Source organism: Sphingobium phenoxybenzoativorans (assembly GCF_018286635.1).
GTDB lineage: Bacteria > Pseudomonadota > Alphaproteobacteria > Sphingomonadales > Sphingomonadaceae > Sphingobium > Sphingobium phenoxybenzoativorans.
The window spans coordinates 298,391-317,607 of sequence record NZ_CP073910.1 but is presented as its reverse complement, the minus strand read 5'-3'; the positions used below and the strand labels follow the sequence as shown (position 1 = coordinate 317,607).

Below are 19,217 nucleotides of genomic sequence, written 5' to 3'. Positions count from 1 at the left end.
CGCCCCCCTTAAGGGAGTGCATACGGATCGTCTAGCATACACGTCATTCCTGCGAAGGCAGGAACGACAGGTCGCCACGGGCAAACCCGCTTCTGTTCCCAGTGCAGCGGGACCCCGCTTTCGCAGGGGTGACGGAAGCAAACAACCCCGCCGGCCCATATCGGGCAGCGGGGTCGTTCGTTCAAGCCGTTTGAACGGGCTTACTTCTTGCCGGCAGCCTTGGCGGCGGCCTTGGCCGAACCCTTCTTCGCCGCGGCCTTCTCGGCGGCGGGGACGACGGTCAGGATCTCGACCTTGCCGCCAGCCTTTTCGACCGCCTCGACAGCGCCCTTCGACGCGCCGGCGACGGAGAAGGTCAGCTTCGCGGAGAAATCGCCCTTGCCGAGCAGGCGGACGCCATCCTTGCCGCCGCGCGACAGGTTGGCGGCGCGCAGAGCGGCCTGATCGATGGTCGCCTTGGCGTCCAGCTTGCCCTCATCGACGGCCTTCTGGATCGCGCCCAGGTTCACGATGGCGTAATCCTTGGCGAAGATGTTGTTGAAGCCGCGCTTCGGGATGCGCATGTGGAGCGGCATCTGGCCACCCTCAAACCCGTTGATGGCGACGCCCGAACGCGCCTTGGCGCCCTTCTGGCCGCGACCGGCGGTCTTGCCCTTGCCGGAGCCGATGCCGCGTCCAACGCGCATCCGGCCCTTGCGGGCGCCGTCATTGTCCTTGATGTCGTTCAGTTTGAAAGTCATGTCGTGCACTCGCTTTCGCTTTTGTCGCGCTAGATCGAATGGCACCTTGCCATTCGATCGACGCCCCAGCGAAGGCTGGGGCCTCATGAGACTGGGCGCGCCCTATAAAGGGAGCGCCCAGCGGCCCGAGATCCCAGCCTGCGCTGGGATGACGGTATTTAGTCGATCACTTCCACCATGTGGGGGAGCTTCTTGATCATGCCGCGGATTTCCGCGCTGTCCTGAAGCTCGACCACGCGATGCATCTTGCCAAGGCCCAGGCCGATCAGAATCTTCTTCTGGCTTTCCGGGCGGCGGATCGGCGAACCGATCTGCTTGATCTTGATGGTTGCCATGTCCGTTACTCCGCAATCGCTTCGGCGTCGGCCGCAGCAACCTCAGCAGAGGCGCCGCCGCGACGGAGCAGATCGGCAACCTTCTTGCCGCGACGCTGCGCGACCGACTTCGGGCTGGTCTGCTCACCAAGCGCCTCGAAGGTCGCCCGGATCATGTTGTAGGGGTTCGAGGTGCCGTTGGACTTCGTCACCACGTCGGCAACGCCCAGGCTCTCGAACACGGCGCGCATCGGACCACCGGCGATGATGCCGGTACCGGCGGGCGCCGAACGGACAGTGACCTTGCCAGCGCCGAAATGGCCGAGGCCGTCATGGTGCAGCGTGCGGCCTTCCTTCAGCGGAACGCGGACCATCGCCTTCTTGGCGGCGGCGGTCGCCTTGCTGATCGCCTCCGGCACTTCGCGGGCCTTGCCATGACCGAAGCCTGCGCGGCCCTTGCCATCGCCGACCACGACCAGAGCCGCAAAGCCGAAGCGCTTGCCGCCCTTCACGGTCTTGCTGACGCGGTTGATGTGCACCAGCTTCTCGATCAGTTCCTCGCCGGCTTCCTCGTCGCGGGGACGGCGGTCGTCGCGACGGCCACGGCCGCCACGATCATTGCCGCCACGGCCACGATCGCCACCACCACGGCCGCGACGGGGGCCACGGCCCTCGGTCGCTTCGGGCGCGTCGGTGACGGCGCCGGCTTCGATGTTGTTTTCGTCTGCCATACTCAGAACTCCAGTCCGCCCTCACGGGCGGCATCGGCCAGCGCCTTCACGCGGCCATGAAACAGGAAGCCTCCACGGTCGAACACGACCTTGGTGACGCCAGCCTTGGTTGCGGCGGCGGCAACGCGCTTGCCGACATCGGCAGCGGCTTCCGACGTCGCGCCGGTCTTGCCCGAAGCCTTGGCCCCGACATCCTTGTCCAGGGTCGACGCGGAGGCGAGGGTCTTGCCCTGCGCATCGTCGATGATCTGGGCATAGATGTGCCGGCCGGAGCGGTGGACGCTGAGACGCGGACGCGGGTTCTGACCCGAACGCGCCTTGAGTGCGGTGCGGACGCGCTGACGGCGCCGTTCGAAGAGAGAGAGTTTCGCCATGGCTTACTTCTTCTTTCCTTCCTTGCGGAAGATAAACTCGCCGTCATATTTGATGCCCTTGCCCTTATAGGGTTCAGGCTTACGCCAGCGGCGGATCTCGGCGGCGACCTGGCCGACCTTCTGCTTGTCGATGCCGCTGATCTCGACCGTGGTGTTATCCGGGGTCTTGATCTCGATGCCTTCCGGGATCGCGAAATCGACGTCGTGGCTGTAGCCGAGCTGCAGCTTCAGATTCTTACCCTGGGCGGCGGCGCGGTAGCCGACACCGGTGATCAGCAGCTTCTTGGAGAAGCCTTCCGTCACGCCGGTGATCAGGTTCTGCACCAGCGTCCGCTGCATGCCCCAGAAAGCGCGCGCCTGCTTGGTGGCGTTGGCGGGCTTCACGGAGATGCCGTCGGCCTCCAGCGTGTAGCTGATCTCATCGCGCAGCGGCATCGCCAGGGTGCCCTTGGGACCCTTGACCGAAAGCTGGCCCGCTTCGATGGTCGCCGTCACCCCGCTGGGGATCGCGACCGGCTTTTTACCGATGCGGCTCATCAGAATACCTCCGCCAGGACTTCGCCGCCGACATTCTGCTCACGCGCTTCGGCGTCGGAGAGAACGCCACGCGGCGTCGAAACAATGGTGATGCCAAGGCCGTTGCGCACGACCGGCAGTTCCTTCGAACCGGAATAGACGCGGCGGCCGGGCTTCGAGACGCGGGCGACATGCTTGATCGCCGGCTGGCCCTCGAAATATTTCAGCTCGATGCGCAGGCCGGGGTGCTTGCCCAGGTCTTCCTCGGAATAGCCACGGATATAGCCTTCGCGCTGAAGCACGTCGAGAACGCGGGCGCGCAGCTTCGACGCCGGGGACAGAACGCTGTCCTTGCGCGCCTGCTGGCCGTTGCGGATGCGGGTGAGCATATCACCCAAAGGATCGGTCAATGCCATCTTCTAATCCTTACCAGCTCGACTTGGTGACGCCGGGGATCAGGCCCTTGTTGGCCAGATCGCGCAGCTGAATACGGCAGAGCCGGAACTTGCGGTAATAAGCGCGGGGACGGCCGGTGACTTCGCACCGGTTGCGGACGCGGGTCGGGTTCCCGTTGCGGGGAATCTCGGCCATCTTCAGACGCGCCATCAGGCGGTCCGTGTCGTCAGCGTTGTTGTCCGCTGCAATCGCCTTCAGCTTCGCATAACGGCCGGCATATTTCTTCACCAGCTTCTTGCGACGCTCATTCTTGTTGATGGAACTCAGTTTCGCCATGACTTAAGTTCTCTTCCTCTTGAGATTGGAAAGAGAAGCGGGTTCGCTGTTACGCGGCCTGCTTCTGCTCTTCGACCGGGAACGGGAAACCGAACAGGCGCAGCAGCTCGCGCGCCTCGTCGTCCGTCTTGGCGGTCGTGGTGACGATGATGTCCATGCCGCGCACCTTGTCGATGCGGTCATAGTTGATTTCCGGGAAAATGATCTGTTCCTTGATCCCGAAGGCGTAGTTGCCGCGGCCATCGAAGGATTTGGGGTTCAGACCACGGAAGTCGCGAACGCGCGGCAGGGCGATGTTCACCAGACGGTCCAGAAATTCATACATGCGCTCGCGGCGAAGGGTGACCTTCGCGCCGATCGGCATGCCTTCGCGCAGCTTGAACTGGGCGATCGACTTCTTGGCCTTGGTGATCACCGGCTTCTGGCCCGCGATCAGCTCCATTTCCTCAGCGGCGGAGGTGACCTTCTTCTTGTCCTGGGTCGCTTCGCCGACGCCCATGTTGAGCGTGATCTTCTCGATCTTCGGCACTTCCATGACGTTCTTGTAACCGAACTTCTCGGTCATCGCCTTGGCGATGGTCTCGTCATAGAGCTTCTTCGACCGCGGCGTGTATTTTTCATCAGCCATCGATGGTCTCCCCGGACTTCACGGCCACGCGGACCTTCTTGCCGTCCTTGACTTCAAAGCGAACGCGGGTGGGCTTGCCGTCCTTGCCGGCAATCGCGACGTTCGAAATGTGCAGCGGCGCCGGCTTGCGGTCGATGCCGCCCTGCGGGTTCGCCTGATCGGGCTTGCGGTGACGCGCGTGGACGTTGACGCCCTCGACCAGCACCTTGTCGTCCTTCGGGAACATCTGGATCACGGTGCCGGTGCGGCCCTTGTCCTTGCCCGCGAGCACGACGACCTTGTCGCCCTTCTTGATCTTTGCAGCGCTCATTACAGCACCTCCGGAGCCAGCGAGATGATCTTCATGTGCTTGCGCGCACGCAGCTCGCGAACCACCGGGCCAAAGATACGGGTGCCGATCGGCTCCTCATTCTTGTTGACCAGGACAGCGGCGTTGCTGTCGAAGCGGATCACCGAACCGTCGGGACGGCGAACGTCCTTGGCGGTACGGACGATGACGGCGCGGTGCACGTCACCCTTCTTCACGCGGCCGCGCGGGGTGGCTTCCTTGACGGAGACGACGATGATGTCGCCCACGCCGGCGAAGCGCCGCTTCGAGCCGCCAAGCACCTTGATGCACTGGACGCGCTTGGCGCCGCTGTTATCGGCAACCTCAAGATTTGACTGCATCTGGATCATTGATCCGGTTCCTTCTCAATTGGCTTGCCGGGATTTCCCGGTAGTTCCGAAACTGTGTCTGACTGGCCCAAGGCCGCCGTTGCTGCACTCAGGCAGCGGTCTCCGGCGACTTGTGCGTGTCCACCTTCTCAATGACCTTCCAGGTCTTGAGCTTGGAAATCGGGGCCGTCTCCTCGATGCGGACGGTCTCGCCTTCCTTGTAGGCGTTGCCCTCGTCATGGGCATGATACTTTTTCGAACGGCGGATGATCTTGCCGTAGAGCGGGTGCTTCACCTTACGCTCAACCCGGACCACCACCGTCTTGTCGGTCTTGTCGGAAACCACAGTTCCCGTCAGCACGCGCTTGGGCATCGTGAGTTCCTTCTTACTTCGCGGCAGCGGCGCGGGTGCGCGCGCTCTGCAGGGTCTTGATCTGAGCGATCGCCCGGCGGACTTCCTTCACCCGGCTCGGCTTTTCGAGCTGGTTGGTCGCCGCCTGGAAGCGCAGGTTGAACTGCTCCCGCTTCAGGTTGTTGAGGTCGGTCGACAGTTCGTCATCCGACTTCATGGTGAGATCAGCGAACTTGGCCATCTCTTATGCTCCCAGGTGCGAGGTGTCGCCCAGGCGGGCAACGACCTTGGTCTTGATCGGCAGCTTCATCGCGGCGCGGCTGAATGCCTCCGCAGCGAGCGGGCCGGGAACGCCGTCCAGTTCGAACAGGATGCGGCCCGGCTTGACGCGGGCGGCCCAATATTCGACCGAACCCTTGCCCTTGCCCTGACGGACTTCGGCGGGCTTCTTCGAAACCGGCACGTCCGGGAACACGCGGATCCACAAGCGGCCCTGACGGCGGATGTGGCGGGTGATCGCACGGCGGGCGGCCTCGATCTGGCGCGCGGTGAGACGTTCCGGCTCCATCGCCTTCAGACCATAGGAACCGAAGTTCAGGTCGCTGCCACCCTTGGCATCGCCCTTGATCCGGCCCTTGAAGGTCTTACGGAACTTCATCTTCTTGGGTTGCAGCATGACGCTATACCTACCTTATTCTCAACGCGCCGGGCGTACGCCGGAGGTCTGAGCCTCCAGCATCAGCCGGTCGGTGGCCATCGGATCGTGGCCCAGGATTTCACCCTTGAAGATCCAGACCTTGATGCCGCAAACGCCATAGGCGGTGTGCGCCTCGGCCTCGGCATAATCGACGTTGCCGCGCAGCGTGTGCAGCGGAACGCGACCCTCGCGATACCATTCCACGCGGGCGATTTCAGCGCCGCCCAGACGGCCCGAGCAGGTGATCTTGATGCCTTCGGCGCCAAGACGCAGGGCCGACTGCACCGCGCGCTTCATGGCTCGGCGGAAGGCGATGCGGCGCTCGAGCTGATCGGCGACGCCCTGTGCGACGAGCTTGGAGTCGATTTCCGGCTTGCGGATTTCAACGATGTTCAGGCTGACGTCGGACGAGGTGAACTCGCCCAGCTTGCGGCGCAGCTTCTCAATGTCCGCGCCCTTCTTGCCGATGATGACACCGGGACGGGCAGCGTAGATGGAAACGCGGCAAAGCTTGGCCGGACGCTCGATCACCACCTTCGAGACGGCGGCCTGCGGCAGCGTCTTGAAGATGAACTGGCGAATCTTGATGTCCTCCAGCAGCAGGCGGCCATAGTCGGCGCCTTCGGCGTACCAGCGGCTGTCCCAGGTGCGGTTGATCTGAAGACGCAGACCGATCGGATTGCTCTTGTGACCCATGACTTACGCCTCCGCCTCTTCTGCCTGTTCACGCACAACGATGCGCAGCCGGCTGAACGGCTTCAGGATGCGCGTCGACTTGCCGCGGCCGCGGGTGTGGAAACGCTTCATGGTCAGCGCCTTGCCGACCGAAGCCTCCGCAACGACCAGCGCGTCGACGTCGAGATTGTGGTTGTTTTCCGCATTGGCGACGGCCGAAGCCAGCACCTTGCGCGCGTCGACAGCCATGCCCTTCTTGGAGAAGGTCAGAATGTTCATCGCTTCTTCGACCTTGCGGCCGCGGATCAGCGCGGCAACCAGGTTCAGCTTCTGCGCGGAACCACGGATGGTGGTGCCTACAGCCAGCGCCTCGTTGTCGGCGACGCGGCGGGGGGACTTTTCCTTGCCCATTAGCGCTTGCCCTTCTTGTCGGCAGCGTGGCCGGGGAAGTAGCGCGTGGGCGCAAATTCACCGAGCTTGTGACCGACCATGTCCTCGTTCACCGAAACGGGAACGTGCTTGCGGCCGTTATAGACGTTGAACGTCAGGCCAACGAACTGCGGCAGGATGGTGGAGCGGCGCGACCAGGTCTTGATCGGCGCGCGGCCTCCGGCGTCCTGCGCGGATTCCGCCTTCTTGAGAAGGCTGAGGTCCACGAAGGGACCTTTCCAGACGGAACGAGCCATCGCTTACCTCTTCTTCTTCGCGTGACGCGACCGGATGATCATGTTGTCGGTCGACTTGTTGTTGCGGGTGCGGGCGCCCTTGGTCGGCTTGCCCCAAGGCGTAACCGGATGACGGCCGCCCGAAGTCCGGCCTTCACCACCACCATGCGGGTGATCGACCGGGTTCTTGGCGACGCCGCGGGTCAGCGGGCGCTTGCCCAGCCAGCGGTTGCGTCCGGCCTTCGCCAGATTGGTGTTGGCGTTGTCCGGGTTGGACACGGCGCCAACGGTGCCCATGCAGTCCGCACGGATGTAGCGCTGCTCACCGGAGTTCAGGCGCACCATCACCATGCCGCGGTCGCGGCCGACGAGCTGCGCATAGGTGCCAGCGGAGCGTGCGAGCTGACCGCCCTTGCCCGGCTTCATCTCCACATTGTGGATGATGGTGCCGACCGGCATCTGACCCAGTTCCATGGCGTTGCCCGGCTTCACGTCGGTCTTTTTGCCCGCGATCACCTTGTCGCCCGGCGCAAGACGCTGCGGCGCGAGGATGTAGGCCTGCTCGCCATCGGGATAGCTGACCAGCGCGATGAAGGCGGTGCGGTTGGGGTCATATTCCAGACGCTCCACCGTGCCTTCGACGTCCCACTTGCGACGCTTGAAGTCGATGATGCGATACTTCTGCTTGTGACCGCCAGCGATGCCGCGCGAGGTCACATGACCCTTGTTGTTGCGGCCGCCGGTCTTGCGCTTGCCTTCGGTCAGCGCCTTGACGGGCTTGCCCTTGTGCAGCGCGGACTTGTCGACGAGGATCAGACCACGCTGGGCCGGGCTCGTCGGATTATAATGCTTGAGTGCCATTATCCTGTCTCGCCTCAGATACCGGTGGTGATGTCAATCGACTGACCATCGGCCAGCGTGACAATCGCTTTCTTGACGTCCGAACGCTTGTAGGGCTTGCCCTTCCAGCGCTTCACCTTGCCCTTCTGGACGATGGTGTTCACGGCCTTCACGGTGACGCCGAACAGCGCCTCCACGGCAGCCTTGATCTCCGGCTTGGACGCATCGTTCGCGACCTTGAAGACCACGGCGTTGTTTTCGGAAAGCAGCGTCGCCTTCTCGGTGATGTGCGGTGCGACAACCACGTCATAATGACGGTTGTCGACGGCCTTGGCCTGCTTCTTAGCCATTGAACCGTGCCTCCAGCTTCTCGACCGCAGCGCGGGTCAGGACCAGCGAGTCAGCCTTCAGGATGTCGTAAACATTGGCGCCCACCGCCGGCAGCACGTTGACGCCGACCAGGTTGGACGAGGCGTGCGCGAAGCTGACGTTGATCGCGTCGCCGTCGATGAACAGCACCTTGCCGAGGTTCAGCTTGGCGAGCTGATCAGCAAGGACCTTGGTCTTGCCGTCCTTGACGTCCAGATTGTCGAGCACCGTCAGGGTGCCGGCCTTCGCCTTGGCGGACAGGGCCATCTTCAGGCCGAGCGCGCGAACCTTCTTGTTCAGCGAGGGGTTGAAGTCACGGACGCGAGGACCGTGCGCCTTGCCGCCGCCGATGAACACGGGCGCCGCACGATCGCCGTGACGGGCGGTGCCGCCACCCTTCTGACGGCCGAACTTCTTGCCGGAACGGGCGACATCCGAGCGCTCACGGGCGGCGCGGGCAGTGCCGCGGCGCTTTTCGAGCTGCCAGGTGACGACGCGGTGCAGGATGTCCGCGCGGGGCTCGACGCCGAACACGGCATCGTTCAGCTCCACATCGCCGGACGCCTTGGCGTCGAGGGTCTGTACCTTGAGCTTCATGGTTTAGCCCTCCTGGCCTTCGGTGGCTTCGCTCGCCACGACTTCTTCAGCCGGGGTGTCTGCGGCAGCCGTATCGTCATTGACGACATCGTTGCTGTTGGCGGCCTTCTTCAGGCTCGCGGGGTAAGGAACGTCGGCCGGACGCGGCACCTTCACGGCGTCGCTGACCATCAGCCAGGTGCCCTTGGAGCCGGGCACCGAACCCTTCACGAACAGCAGGCCGCGCTCGACGTCGGTGCCGACGATCTCCAGGTTCTGCTGCGTGCGCTGACGGTCGCCCATATGGCCGGCCATCTTCTTGTTCTTGAACACCTTGCCCGGATCCTGGCGGTTGCCGGTCGAACCATGGGCACGGTGAGAGATGGACACGCCGTGGGTGGCGCGCATGCCCCCGAAGCCCCAGCGCTTCATGGCGCCGGCGAAGCCCTTGCCCTGCGTGTGGCCGGTGACGTCGACCAACTGGCCGGCGATGAAATGGTCAGCGGCGATTTCAGCGCCGACGTCGAGGAGCGCATCCTCGGCGACGCGGAATTCGGCGACCAGCGCCTTCGGCTCTACTTCCGCCTTGGCGAAGTGGCCGCGCTGCGGCTTGGCGACATTCTTTGCCTTGGCGACGCCAGCGCCAAGCTGAACGGCCACATAGCCGTCACGATCAGTTTCGCGGCGGGCGATAACCTGATTGCCTTCGAGCGCAAGGACGGTGACAGGCACATGGCGGCCATCATCCTTGAACAGGCGGGTCATCCCCATCTTCTTCGCGATCACGCCAGTACGCATGATCCATACTCCCAACAGAGGCCCATCCGGAACGGAGGGGCGTATCCAACGAAAAAACCGCACGGGATCACTCCCTTGCGGCCAACCCTTATTTTAGCGATCACCCCGTCCGGGTTGGATGCCCCCGACAAAGCGGGAGCGACGGGGGACCAGGACCACGGCAAGAGCCGTGCGGTATCCCTTATGTCGTCATGCCAGCGAAGGCTGGCATCTCAGGCCATCCACCGGGAGGCCCGAGAACCCCGCCTTCGCGGGGACTGCGTTGGCTTAGGCCAACTTGATCTCGACGTTCACGCCGGCAGCCAGATCCAGCTTCATCAGCGCGTCGACCGTCTGCGGCGTCGGCTGCACGATGTCAAGCATACGCTTGTAGGTGCGAACCTCGAACTGCTCACGCGACTTCTTGTCGACGTGGGGGCCACGGTTGACCGTGAACTTCTCAATGCGCGTCGGAAGAGGAATGGGGCCGCGGATCAATGCGCCGGTGCGGCGGGCGGTTTCGGCGATGTCGCCGGTCGCCTGATCGAGCACGCGATGATCGAACGCCTTAAGGCGAATGCGGATGTTGCTGTCCATGTCCTATACCGATGCGAAAGAGCCAAAAACAAAACCGCCCCAGCCTTGCCCTTCTAACCCATGCGGGCCGGAGAAAGGCGATCCGAGGCGGCGAAAAACCGAGCGGCGCGAATCAGGCGATTCGCGCCGCTGCAGCCCTATATTACTTGGAGATCGTTCCCACAACCCCTGCGCCGACGGTCCGGCCGCCTTCGCGAATGGCGAAGCGGAGACCCGCGTCCATGGCGATCGGAGCGATGAGCTTCACGCCCAGCTTCACGTTGTCGCCCGGCATCACCATCTCGGTGCCCTCAGGGAGGATAACCTCACCGGTGACGTCCGTGGTGCGGAAGTAGAACTGCGGACGATAGTTCGCGAAGAACGGCGTGTGACGGCCGCCTTCTTCCTTCGACAGCACGTAGACTTCGGCGTCGAACTCGGTGTGCGGCTTGATCGTGCCGGGCTTGCAGAGCACCTGGCCACGCTCAACTTCCTCGCGGCCAACGCCACGGATCAGCGCACCGATATTGTCGCCCGCGCGGCCCTCGTCGAGCAGCTTGCGGAACATTTCAACGCCGGTGACGGTCGTCTTCTTGGTGTCCTTGATGCCGACGATCTCGACTTCCTCGCCAACCTTGACGATGCCGGTCTCGACGCGGCCGGTGACAACCGTACCACGGCCGGAGATCGAGAACACGTCTTCGATCGGCATCAGGAAGGGCTTGTCGACCGGACGCTCCGGCTGCGGGATCCAGCTATCGACAGCCTGCATCAGCTTCAGAACGGCGTCATGGCCGATCTCAGGCGTCTTGTCCTGCAGAGCGGCAACGGCCGAACCCGGAATGATCGGAATATTGTCGCCGTCGAAGTCGTAGGACGACAGCAGCTCGCGCACTTCCAGCTCGACCAGTTCGAGGATTTCAGCGTCGTCGACCAGATCGACCTTGTTCATGAACACGACGAGCTGGGGAACGCCAACCTGACGGGCGAGCAGGATGTGCTCGCGAGTCTGCGGCATCGGGCCGTCGGTCGCGGACACGACCAGGATCGCGCCGTCCATCTGCGCCGCGCCGGTGATCATGTTCTTCACATAGTCAGCGTGGCCGGGGCAGTCGACGTGCGCATAGTGGCGCGCTTCGGTCTCATACTCGACGTGCGCGGTCGAGATGGTGATGCCGCGCTCGCGCTCCTCAGGAGCCTTGTCGATGTTGTCGTAGCTGGTGAAGGTCGCGCCGCCGGTTTCGGCCAGCACCTTCGTGATCGCAGCGGTCAGCGAGGTCTTGCCGTGGTCAACGTGACCGATGGTGCCGATGTTGCAGTGCGGCTTCGTCCGCTCAAACTTAGCTTTCGCCATTTCTCTCTACCTTCTAGTCCAAATAGCTTGGGTTTGACCGCCAGGCCGCGCCTTGCGAAGGCGCGTCCATAGCAGCAAATTTCGATAATGCCAGCCCTAACAGAGCCAGTTTCCCGGCTCCGTTAAGGAAAAATCAGGCGAGCTTCGCCTTGACCTCGTCCGCGACGTTCTGCGGCACTTCGTCATAATGCGAGAACGACATGGAATAGCTGGCGCGTCCCTGCGTGAACGAACGCAGCGAATTCACATAGCCGAACATGTTGGCCAGCGGGACCATGGCGTCGACGGTCTGCGCATTGCCGCGCGTGTCGGTGCCCTGGATCTGGCCGCGGCGGCTGTTCATGTCGCCGATTACGTCGCCCAGATATTCCTCCGGGGTCACGACCTCGACCTTCATGACCGGCTCAAGCAGCGTGATGCCCGCCTTCTGCGCGACTTCGCGCATCGCGGCGCGGCCCGTGATTTCGAACGCCAACGCCGACGAGTCGACGTCGTGATAGGCGCCGTCATACAGCAGGATTTCGAAGTCGATGATCGGGAAGCCGATCAGCGAACCGGTCGCCGCCGTCTCACGCATGCCCTTCTCAATGGCGGGGATATATTCCTTCGGAATGTTGCCGCCCTTGATCTCGTCCTTGAAGATGATGCCCGCGCCGCGCTCGCCCGGCGTGACCTTCACCTTGATGCGGCCGAACTGGCCGGTGCCGCCCGACTGCTTCTTGTGGGTGTAGTCGACGTCCACCTCTTTCTTGAGGTATTCGCGATAAGCGACCTGCGGCGCACCGACATTCGCCTCGACCTTGAACTCGCGCTTCATGCGGTCGACCAGGATTTCGAGGTGAAGCTCGCCCATGCCCTTGATGATCGTCTGACCCGATTCGTGATCGGTCGAAACGCGGAAGGACGGATCCTCGGCGGCCAGGCGGTTGAGGGCGACGCCCATCTTTTCCTGGTCGGCCTTGGTCTTGGGTTCCACCGACAGTTCGATAACCGGCTCAGGAAATTCCATCCGCTCCAGAATGATCGGCTGGCGCTCGGCGCACAGCGTGTCACCGGTGGTGGTTTCCTTCATGCCGGCCAGCGCGACGATGTCGCCCGCATAGGCCGTGTCGATATCCTCACGCGAGTTGGCGTGCATGAGGAGCATGCGGCCGATCTTTTCCTTCTTGTCCTTGACCGAGTTCAGATAGGTGCCCTTGGTCAGCGTGCCGGAATAGACGCGCAGGAAGGTGAGCGAACCGACGAACGGGTCGTTCATGATCTTGAACGCCAGGCCAGCGAACGGCGCATCGTCAGCGGTCTTGCGGCTGTCGGGCTGCTCATTGTCCGGGTTGATGCCCTGCACGTCGGGAATGTCGAGCGGCGAAGGCAGATAGTCGACAACCGCGTCGAGCAGCGGCTGAACGCCCTTGTTCTTGAACGCGGAGCCGCACAGCACCGGCACGAACGCCTGCGCCAGCGTACCCTTGCGGATCAGCTTCTTCAGCGTCGCGGTGTCGGGCAGGTTGCCCTCCAGATAGGCTTCCATAGCGTCATCGTCCTGCTCGACGGCAAGCTCGATCAGCTTTTCGCGATAATCGGCGGCCTTGTCGGCGAGGTCGGCCGGAATCTCCTCATAGGAGAATTCAGCGCCCAGATTCTCATCCTTCCAGATGATCGCGCGATTCTCGACGAGGTCGACGAGGCCCTTGAAATCGCTCTCCGCGCCGATGGGGAGATAGAGAACGGCGGGCTTCGCGCCCAGGCGATCGATGATCGTCTGCACGCAATAATAGAAATCGGCGCCGGTGCGGTCGAGCTTGTTGATGAAGCACATCCGCGGAACCTTATACTTGTCCGCCTGACGCCACACGGTTTCCGACTGCGGCTCAACGCCGGCAACGCCGTCGAACGCGGCGACCGCGCCGTCGAGCACGCGCAGCGAACGCTCGACTTCAATCGTGAAGTCGACGTGGCCGGGGGTGTCGATGATGTTCAGGCGGTGATCGTTCCAGAAGCAGGTCGTTGCCGCCGAAGTGATCGTGATCCCGCGCTCTTGCTCCTGCTCCATCCAGTCCATCGTGGCGGCGCCGTCATGGACTTCGCCGATCTTGTAGGACTTGCCGGTGTAGTAAAGGATGCGCTCGGTCGTCGTCGTCTTGCCGGCGTCGATATGCGCCATGATGCCAAAGTTGCGATAACGCTCGAGCGGATGGCTGCGGGCCATGATGTTTCACTCCGTTGCCGGCGGTCCGGCGGTTGGGAATAAGAGAATAAGGAAAACCGGGCACCACTCTCGCGGCGCCCGGCCCTTTATATAGTGTGTTACCAGCGATAGTGCGAGAAGGCGCGGTTGGCTTCGGCCATCCGGTGCGTGTCCTCGCGCTTCTTGACCGCATTGCCGCGATTGTTCGCAGCGTCCAGCAGCTCACCCGACAGGCGGGCGGCCATCGTGGTCTCGCTGCGGTTGCGCGCGGCGGTGATCAGCCAGCGGATCGCCAGCGCCTGGGCGCGCTCCGGGCGCACCTCGACGGGAACCTGGTAGGTCGCACCGCCGACGCGGCGGCTGCGGACTTCGATGCCGGGCTTCACATTGTTCAGCGCGTCATGGAACATCTGGATGGGATCCTTCTTGGCTTTCACCTCGACGGTCTCCAGTGCGCCATAAACGATCGATTCGGCGACGGCCTTCTTGCCGTCCTCCATCACGCTGTTCATGAACTTGGAAAGAACCTGATCGCCATATTTGGGATCGGGCAGGATGATGCGCTTTTCAGGGCGACGACGACGTGACATGGTATGTGTCTCCCCTTACTTCGGACGCTTGGCGCCGTACTTGGAACGGCTCTGCTTGCGGTCCTTGACGCCCTGGGTATCCAGAACGCCGCGAAGAACGTGGTAGCGAACGCCCGGAAGGTCGCGAACGCGGCCGCCACGGATCAGCACCACGCTGTGCTCCTGCAGGTTGTGCCCTTCACCCGGAATATAGGTGATGACCTCGCGCTGGTTGACCAGGCGGACCTTGGCAACCTTACGGAGCGCCGAGTTCGGCTTTTTCGGGGTCGTCGTGTAGACGCGGGTGCAAACGCCGCGCTTTTGCGGGTTCGCATCCATTGCAGGGACCTTTGACTTGGCCTTCTGCGGTTCGCGGCCCTTGCGGACCAACTGATTGATCGTTGGCATGAAGCCCTTCACCTTTGCAAAGTTACTCTGCCGGACCGCCCCGCTGTCATGCTGCCAAAAACCACAATGGCTTCCAACAGCAAAGGCCCCGGCGGTCATCTGACCCCTGGAGCCGCAAGAGCACCCGGCAATGTTCAGCTCTGTGTTTCCTGCCCGGCGATGACGGAGAGAAGAAGCGATTCTCCATACCGAAGGCCGTCGGACAGGCGCGCCCTATAGCGACGGGGCCATTTGGGGTCAAGCGGCGCGGGCAAGCGCCGATGCGGCTTCCGGCCGGCCGCAACCTGGCGGAGGTTACAGGTCCGATGCGGCGTTAAATTAACATGGCGTAAAGGATAAAATGAGAATTGGGGGGCAATATGGATCGATCCCTTCTCTCGCGGCAGACTATCCCCCTGTTCCTGCAATTCCTGCTGATCAGCGGCGGCATTGCGTTCAGCGCGCTCATTCCCCCGGCGCATGGCGCGATGGTGGCTATCCCCCTGGTGCCGCAGATGCGGAGCGAGGGCATGTCCCGGCTGATCGCATCCGGCGCCCGGATAGAGCGCGCAGGCCCGACCTCCGGCAGCCTGGTTCTGGTCGCAGACCGCAACGCCATAGCCGCCGACGCCATACGGCATGGCATATTGCTGCTGCCCACGGCCATCGCCGGATGCCGCAGCGGGAGCGCCGCCACATGAACGAGGCCACCATTCCGATACTGGGCGACCTGCGCCGCAGATCCGTCCGGCTGCTTGCGATGCTTGGCTGGCTGAATGTGCCCGTGCTTGCCGGGGTCGGCCTGTTGAACGGGGTGGAGGATTTCATCCTGCCCGCGCTGCTGGCCGCCCTGTTCAGCGTCGCTCCGCTATTCTGCGCCCTTCGCCGCCCGATCGACCCGCTGACGCCGCAGGTCATCGCGCTCGCCTATGCCGGTTATCCAGCGCTGTTCGTCTATATGATGCGCGGCCACGCCTGGCAGATGGACATGCACATGTATTTCTTCGTGTGTCTAGCCGGGGTGGCCCTGACGTACGACCGGCGCGCCGTCCTGACCGGCGCCAGCGTCATTGCGCTGCATCACGCCATATTGGTGGTGGTCATGCCGCAATGGGTATTTACCGGCACCGGCGATTATGAGCGGGTCGCGCTCCACGCCATTCTTGTCATTCTGGAATCCGCAGGGCTGCTGCGGCTGATCAAGGACGGGCGCGGCCGCATGGTCGAACAGGCGCGGCTGAATATCGTGGCGGAGGAGCAGGCCAGGATCGCCGTCGCCGCCCAGGCCGAAGCGGAGACCCGCGCGCGCGAACTCGCCGCCAGCCGCGAGGCCGAGCATGCCGCGCGCGTCGCGCAGGCCGCCGCCGAGGACGCAATGATGGAGGCGTCGGCCGTCAGGCGCGGCGAGGCGGCCGACCGGATCGTGCAGAATCTGTCCGGCCTGATGAACGATATTCGGGACGCCGCAAGAGAGATTGAGGGACATAACCAAAAAGCGCAGGTCCTGACCGGAAAGGCGGCGGACTCATCGGCGGCGCTACGCCGGAAAGGGACGGAGGCGGCGGCCAATATTTCCAATGTCGCCGGAATCGTAGAACAGCTCGCCTCCTCTTTCAGCGAGGTCGCGCGCAACAGCCAGTCGGCGCGCGCCCATTCGCAGCGTACGCGCGAAAATGTCGAGGCGATGGGACCCCGGCTGGAATCGCTGAAGCAGGAAGTGTCGGCTGCGGGGGAAATACTCGACCTGATCTCCTCCATTTCGGCGCAGAGCCACATGCTGGCGCTGAACGCATCGATCGAGGCGGCGCGGAGCGGAGAAGCGGGCCGGGGCTTCGTGGTCGTCGCTGATGAAATGAAGCTGATGGCGCGCAGAACCGGCGACGCGGCGCTCGCCATCGTCGCCAAGCTGGAGAATATCGGCACAGCGTCGACCAGCGTGTCGGAAGCGGTGCTGGAAGCCCAGAGCGCGGTGGCGGCGATTGCTGGATCGGCCGACGCCATCGCCGCCGCGCTGAGCCAGCAGGAAATCGCCGTTGGCGATATCGCGGCGTCCGCCCGGCAGGTTTCCCACGAGATTGACGGCGCGGCGATCACCGCCGCAGAGGTCGACCGGCTGATCGGCAATGGCGGGCTGCTGACCGCGCAGATGGACGATGTGGCGACAGCGCTCAGCCGCCGATCGGGCGAACTGGGCGAGGAGCTGGAACGGCTGGTCTACGAACTTCGCACAGGGTAAATCTGGGCGTGAGTCGATAGGCTCTTACCGACGCGCTATCAGTTTTGATTACCAAAATATTGACACACGCCGGAACAAACCGGGCATGAAAATCGTTTCACCCTGTTGAGCTTTCGACTCGTCACGAGTCCGCGTCCGCGGATTCGCGACTCCAGCCTTCCTTTGCTACCGCGACTCAAATTCCAAGAAATCGGGTCAGCGGGTGATAAATATAAAGAGAGGCTTAGCCGGCCTCAAAACCGGCCTTCTGGCTGCGTTTCCGGCACGCGAAATTTATTTGCGGTCGGGTGGCGAAGTGAAATTCCTCAAGATCGGCACTAAGACGCAGTTGCTCGCCGCAGGCGCAGTGACCACGGCTTTCTGCGGCTGGCTGGGCGCGACATTGTTCCTGATGACGACGCAGGCGAGCGTCGCGATGGAGCGCGCGGCGCTGGACCGCGAGAGCAAGACCGTCGCCAGCAAATCGCGCGAGGTGAAGGCCTATCGCGCCTCCGTCGGCGAGGTTGCGGAGGATCTTGAAGCGCGCCAGGAGTATCTGGAGGACCTGTTCAAGACGCATTTCGGCGCGCAGCCCGATCCCGCCGCAGTCGTCGGCAAGGCGCAGGCGGCGGACAAGAATGCGGACGCAGCCAAGGCCGCGAAGATCAGCGCCGCCGTGCCCGAAGCCCGGCCGCTCATGGGCGTCGAGGCCCGCCAGATCGCCTTCGCCCGGATGCTGACCAGCGCTGTCGAGCAGCGCGCGAAACGGGCGGAAGCGGCGATCCGCTCCTTCGGCCTTGATCCGCGCACCCTGATGCGCCGCAACGCAGCCACCGGCCAGGGCGGTCCCTTCGTGCCCTGGCGCGGCGGCGACGATGAGCTGTCGAGCGAGCTGAGCGGCCTGTCGGCGGCGCTGGCCCGCATGGACATGCTGGAGCGCGGTCTGGTGTCGATCCCGTCGGGCAAGCCGACCGCCGGCGTCATGCTGACCAGTTCCTACGGCGTGCGGCGCGATCCGTTCAACGGCCACCCCGCCTTTCACGCCGGCCTCGATTTCTCCGGCGCCTATGGCCAGCCGATCCTGGCCGCCGCGCGCGGCAAGGTCAGCTATGTCGGGCAGCGTCAGGGCTATGGCAATGTCGTCGAGGTCGATCACGGCAACGGGATCTTAACGCGCTACGCCCATCTTTCCGGCTTCAGCACACGCGCGGGCGAGACGGTCTTTCGCGGCACGCAGATCGCCCGGATGGGATCGACGGGCCGCTCGACCGGAACCCACCTGCATTTCGAGGTGCGCGTCAATGGCGCCGCCATCAACCCACGCCGCTTCCTGGAGGCCGACCGCGATGTTCTCCAAATCCAGCAAATCGCAAAGCAGCGCTTCGCCGATGTCGGCAACCGGGGGTAAGAACGTCCCCTTCTCCCTGATCGGCGGCGATGTCGCGATCACCGGCAATATCTCCGCTACGGTGGACCTGCATATCGACGGCAAGGTCGAGGGCGACATCACCTGCGCCGCGCTGGTGCAGGGCGCGGAAAGCCGGATCAAGGGCCATGTCACCGCCAAGACCGCGCGGCTGGCGGGCCTTGTCGACGGATCGATCGACGCCGAGGAATTGTTGATCGAAAGCACGGCGCGCATCACCGGCGATGTCGCCTATGAGCGCATCACCATCGCGGCGGGCGGTCAGGTCGATGGCCGTTTCGCGCACAAGAATGGCGCGCAGCATGGCGACCTGAAACTGATCACCAACGACAGCGCGGCCTGACCATTCCCCTAATGATGGCCCAATATCCGGGCCAGCGCCATCCGGGCATGGTCGAACGCCCGGTTGCGAATTTCGGCATGATCGACAAGCAGGTCCCACATATCGTCGCTATGGTCGTCCATATCGCTGGCGACCTGATAGCTGACCTGCTGCTCGTCGGCGATGATCTGCTCCAGCCGCTCGGACGGGCGGTCGCTCAATATGGCCAGTTCCGCCATCAACGCGGCGCACAGCTCCTGAAGCACGGAGGTTTCGACCGACAGCGTATTCACGGTGGCGCCAAGATATTCCACCCTGGCCTGCAATTGCCGAAGCACGGCTTCGATATCCATAGCGAGTCCTCACATCCCGCCGCCCGCCGGGGCATTCGACACCCAATCCGTTAACAAAAAGTTCCGGCGGCCCGCCCGGACAGCCCGCAAGACGCCGGATTTTCGACGAACGACATGGCAATGATGCTGTCATTCTTGACGCTCGTACAAAAAGGTTAGAACGGTTGGGCATGCCGTGCGTTCTGCC

At 63.4% G+C, this 19,217-nt stretch carries 30 protein-coding genes; 4 read left to right on the top strand and 26 right to left on the bottom strand.

Features of this window, described 5'->3' with window-relative positions:
• Positions 1–200: 200 nt before the first annotated feature.
• The 25 genes from rplO to rpsL form a co-directional block, all read right to left on the bottom strand.
• On the bottom strand, positions 201–740 hold the full coding sequence (gene rplO / locus KFK14_RS01655; RefSeq protein WP_070158185.1) for a 50S ribosomal protein L15: 540 nt from the start codon (positions 738–740) through the stop codon (positions 201–203).
• A gap of 158 nt (positions 741–898) precedes the next feature.
• Positions 899–1,075, bottom strand: coding sequence for a 50S ribosomal protein L30 (gene rpmD / locus KFK14_RS01650; RefSeq protein WP_212609634.1), 177 nt, complete (start codon positions 1,073–1,075; stop codon positions 899–901).
• 5 nt (positions 1,076–1,080) lie between these two features.
• A complete protein-coding gene (rpsE, locus tag KFK14_RS01645; RefSeq protein ID WP_212609633.1) occupies positions 1,081–1,785 on the bottom strand; it encodes a 30S ribosomal protein S5 in 705 nt (234 codons plus the stop codon).
• 2 nt (positions 1,786–1,787) lie between these two features.
• Entirely contained in the window at positions 1,788–2,159 is a 372-nt protein-coding gene (rplR, locus tag KFK14_RS01640; RefSeq protein WP_070156829.1) for a 50S ribosomal protein L18, read from the bottom strand.
• A gap of 3 nt (positions 2,160–2,162) precedes the next feature.
• Positions 2,163–2,696: a 50S ribosomal protein L6 gene (rplF, locus tag KFK14_RS01635; protein ID WP_070156830.1), complete on the bottom strand. Its 534-nt coding sequence runs from the start codon at positions 2,694–2,696 to the stop codon at positions 2,163–2,165.
• Positions 2,696–3,091, bottom strand: coding sequence for a 30S ribosomal protein S8 (gene rpsH, locus KFK14_RS01630; protein WP_070156831.1), 396 nt, complete (start codon positions 3,089–3,091; stop codon positions 2,696–2,698). Before rpsH ends, rplF begins: the two co-directional genes overlap by 1 nt.
• Positions 3,092–3,101: 10 nt before the next feature.
• The gene (rpsN, locus tag KFK14_RS01625) at positions 3,102–3,407 is read right to left on the bottom strand and encodes a 30S ribosomal protein S14 (protein WP_070156832.1); all 306 of its coding nucleotides are present in this window, start codon (positions 3,405–3,407) and stop codon (positions 3,102–3,104) included.
• Between the two features lie 49 nt (positions 3,408–3,456).
• Positions 3,457–4,035 (bottom strand): 50S ribosomal protein L5, encoded by a 579-nt coding sequence (rplE, locus tag KFK14_RS01620; RefSeq protein ID WP_212609632.1) that lies wholly within the window; start codon positions 4,033–4,035, stop codon positions 3,457–3,459.
• Positions 4,028–4,345 (bottom strand): 50S ribosomal protein L24, encoded by a 318-nt coding sequence (gene rplX / locus KFK14_RS01615; protein WP_070156834.1) that lies wholly within the window; start codon positions 4,343–4,345, stop codon positions 4,028–4,030. The genes rplE and rplX overlap by 8 nt, the downstream gene beginning before the upstream one ends.
• Positions 4,345–4,713, bottom strand: a complete 369-nt coding sequence (gene rplN, locus KFK14_RS01610) for a 50S ribosomal protein L14 (RefSeq protein ID WP_070156835.1) — start codon at positions 4,711–4,713, stop codon at positions 4,345–4,347. Before rplN ends, rplX begins: the two co-directional genes overlap by 1 nt.
• Positions 4,714–4,801: 88 nt before the next feature.
• Positions 4,802–5,065: a 30S ribosomal protein S17 gene (gene rpsQ, locus KFK14_RS01605; protein WP_070156836.1), complete on the bottom strand. Its 264-nt coding sequence runs from the start codon at positions 5,063–5,065 to the stop codon at positions 4,802–4,804.
• Between the two features lie 13 nt (positions 5,066–5,078).
• Complete coding sequence (gene rpmC / locus KFK14_RS01600) at positions 5,079–5,285, bottom strand: 50S ribosomal protein L29 (protein ID WP_212609631.1); 207 nt, start codon at positions 5,283–5,285, stop codon at positions 5,079–5,081.
• Positions 5,286–5,288: 3 nt separating this feature from the next.
• Positions 5,289–5,720 (bottom strand): 50S ribosomal protein L16, encoded by a 432-nt coding sequence (gene rplP, locus KFK14_RS01595; protein ID WP_070156838.1) that lies wholly within the window; start codon positions 5,718–5,720, stop codon positions 5,289–5,291.
• A 21-nt stretch (positions 5,721–5,741) separates the two neighbouring features.
• A complete protein-coding gene (gene rpsC, locus KFK14_RS01590; protein WP_070156839.1) occupies positions 5,742–6,437 on the bottom strand; it encodes a 30S ribosomal protein S3 in 696 nt (231 codons plus the stop codon).
• Between the two features lie 3 nt (positions 6,438–6,440).
• Positions 6,441–6,827, bottom strand: coding sequence for a 50S ribosomal protein L22 (gene rplV / locus KFK14_RS01585; RefSeq protein ID WP_070156840.1), 387 nt, complete (start codon positions 6,825–6,827; stop codon positions 6,441–6,443).
• A complete protein-coding gene (gene rpsS, locus KFK14_RS01580; RefSeq protein ID WP_070156841.1) occupies positions 6,827–7,102 on the bottom strand; it encodes a 30S ribosomal protein S19 in 276 nt (91 codons plus the stop codon). Before rpsS ends, rplV begins: the two co-directional genes overlap by 1 nt.
• Positions 7,103–7,105: 3 nt before the next feature.
• A complete protein-coding gene (rplB, locus tag KFK14_RS01575) occupies positions 7,106–7,942 on the bottom strand; it encodes a 50S ribosomal protein L2 (RefSeq protein WP_212609630.1) in 837 nt (278 codons plus the stop codon).
• 14 nt (positions 7,943–7,956) lie between these two features.
• Positions 7,957–8,271: a 50S ribosomal protein L23 gene (locus KFK14_RS01570; RefSeq protein ID WP_070156843.1), complete on the bottom strand. Its 315-nt coding sequence runs from the start codon at positions 8,269–8,271 to the stop codon at positions 7,957–7,959.
• A complete protein-coding gene (gene rplD / locus KFK14_RS01565; RefSeq protein ID WP_070156844.1) occupies positions 8,264–8,887 on the bottom strand; it encodes a 50S ribosomal protein L4 in 624 nt (207 codons plus the stop codon). The genes KFK14_RS01570 and rplD overlap by 8 nt, the downstream gene beginning before the upstream one ends.
• A 3-nt stretch (positions 8,888–8,890) precedes the next feature.
• Positions 8,891–9,664 carry a 50S ribosomal protein L3 gene (gene rplC, locus KFK14_RS01560; RefSeq protein WP_212609629.1) on the bottom strand — a complete coding sequence of 258 codons (774 nt, stop codon included), beginning with the start codon at positions 9,662–9,664 and terminating at the stop codon, positions 8,891–8,893.
• Positions 9,665–9,931: 267 nt separating this feature from the next.
• The gene (gene rpsJ / locus KFK14_RS01555) at positions 9,932–10,240 is read right to left on the bottom strand and encodes a 30S ribosomal protein S10 (RefSeq protein ID WP_070156846.1); all 309 of its coding nucleotides are present in this window, start codon (positions 10,238–10,240) and stop codon (positions 9,932–9,934) included.
• A gap of 142 nt (positions 10,241–10,382) precedes the next feature.
• Positions 10,383–11,573 carry an elongation factor Tu gene (gene tuf, locus KFK14_RS01550; protein ID WP_070156847.1) on the bottom strand — a complete coding sequence of 397 codons (1,191 nt, stop codon included), beginning with the start codon at positions 11,571–11,573 and terminating at the stop codon, positions 10,383–10,385.
• A gap of 133 nt (positions 11,574–11,706) precedes the next feature.
• On the bottom strand, positions 11,707–13,779 hold the full coding sequence (gene fusA, locus KFK14_RS01545; RefSeq protein WP_070156848.1) for an elongation factor G: 2,073 nt from the start codon (positions 13,777–13,779) through the stop codon (positions 11,707–11,709).
• A gap of 98 nt (positions 13,780–13,877) precedes the next feature.
• Positions 13,878–14,348 (bottom strand): 30S ribosomal protein S7, encoded by a 471-nt coding sequence (gene rpsG / locus KFK14_RS01540; RefSeq protein WP_070156849.1) that lies wholly within the window; start codon positions 14,346–14,348, stop codon positions 13,878–13,880.
• A gap of 15 nt (positions 14,349–14,363) precedes the next feature.
• The gene (gene rpsL, locus KFK14_RS01535) at positions 14,364–14,735 is read right to left on the bottom strand and encodes a 30S ribosomal protein S12 (protein WP_026002556.1); all 372 of its coding nucleotides are present in this window, start codon (positions 14,733–14,735) and stop codon (positions 14,364–14,366) included.
• A gap of 359 nt (positions 14,736–15,094) precedes the next feature.
• Between rpsL and KFK14_RS01530 the strand changes: the two genes are divergently transcribed.
• The 4 genes from KFK14_RS01530 to KFK14_RS01515 all read left to right on the top strand — a co-directional run bounded on the left by KFK14_RS01530 (position 15,095) and on the right by KFK14_RS01515 (position 18,698).
• The gene (locus KFK14_RS01530) at positions 15,095–15,415 is read left to right on the top strand and encodes a hypothetical protein (protein ID WP_212609628.1); all 321 of its coding nucleotides are present in this window, start codon (positions 15,095–15,097) and stop codon (positions 15,413–15,415) included.
• Positions 15,412–16,950 (top strand): methyl-accepting chemotaxis protein, encoded by a 1,539-nt coding sequence (locus KFK14_RS01525; protein WP_212609627.1) that lies wholly within the window; start codon positions 15,412–15,414, stop codon positions 16,948–16,950. Before KFK14_RS01530 ends, KFK14_RS01525 begins: the two co-directional genes overlap by 4 nt.
• A gap of 295 nt (positions 16,951–17,245) precedes the next feature.
• Positions 17,246–18,337, top strand: coding sequence for a M23 family metallopeptidase (locus KFK14_RS01520; protein WP_212609626.1), 1,092 nt, complete (start codon positions 17,246–17,248; stop codon positions 18,335–18,337).
• The gene (locus tag KFK14_RS01515) at positions 18,318–18,698 is read left to right on the top strand and encodes a bactofilin family protein (RefSeq protein WP_171905874.1); all 381 of its coding nucleotides are present in this window, start codon (positions 18,318–18,320) and stop codon (positions 18,696–18,698) included. Before KFK14_RS01520 ends, KFK14_RS01515 begins: the two co-directional genes overlap by 20 nt.
• Positions 18,699–18,706: 8 nt before the next feature.
• Here the strand turns inward: KFK14_RS01515 and KFK14_RS01510 are convergent, their stop codons facing one another.
• Complete coding sequence (locus tag KFK14_RS01510; protein ID WP_070156853.1) at positions 18,707–19,030, bottom strand: hypothetical protein; 324 nt, start codon at positions 19,028–19,030, stop codon at positions 18,707–18,709.
• Positions 19,031–19,217 lie beyond the last annotated feature (187 nt).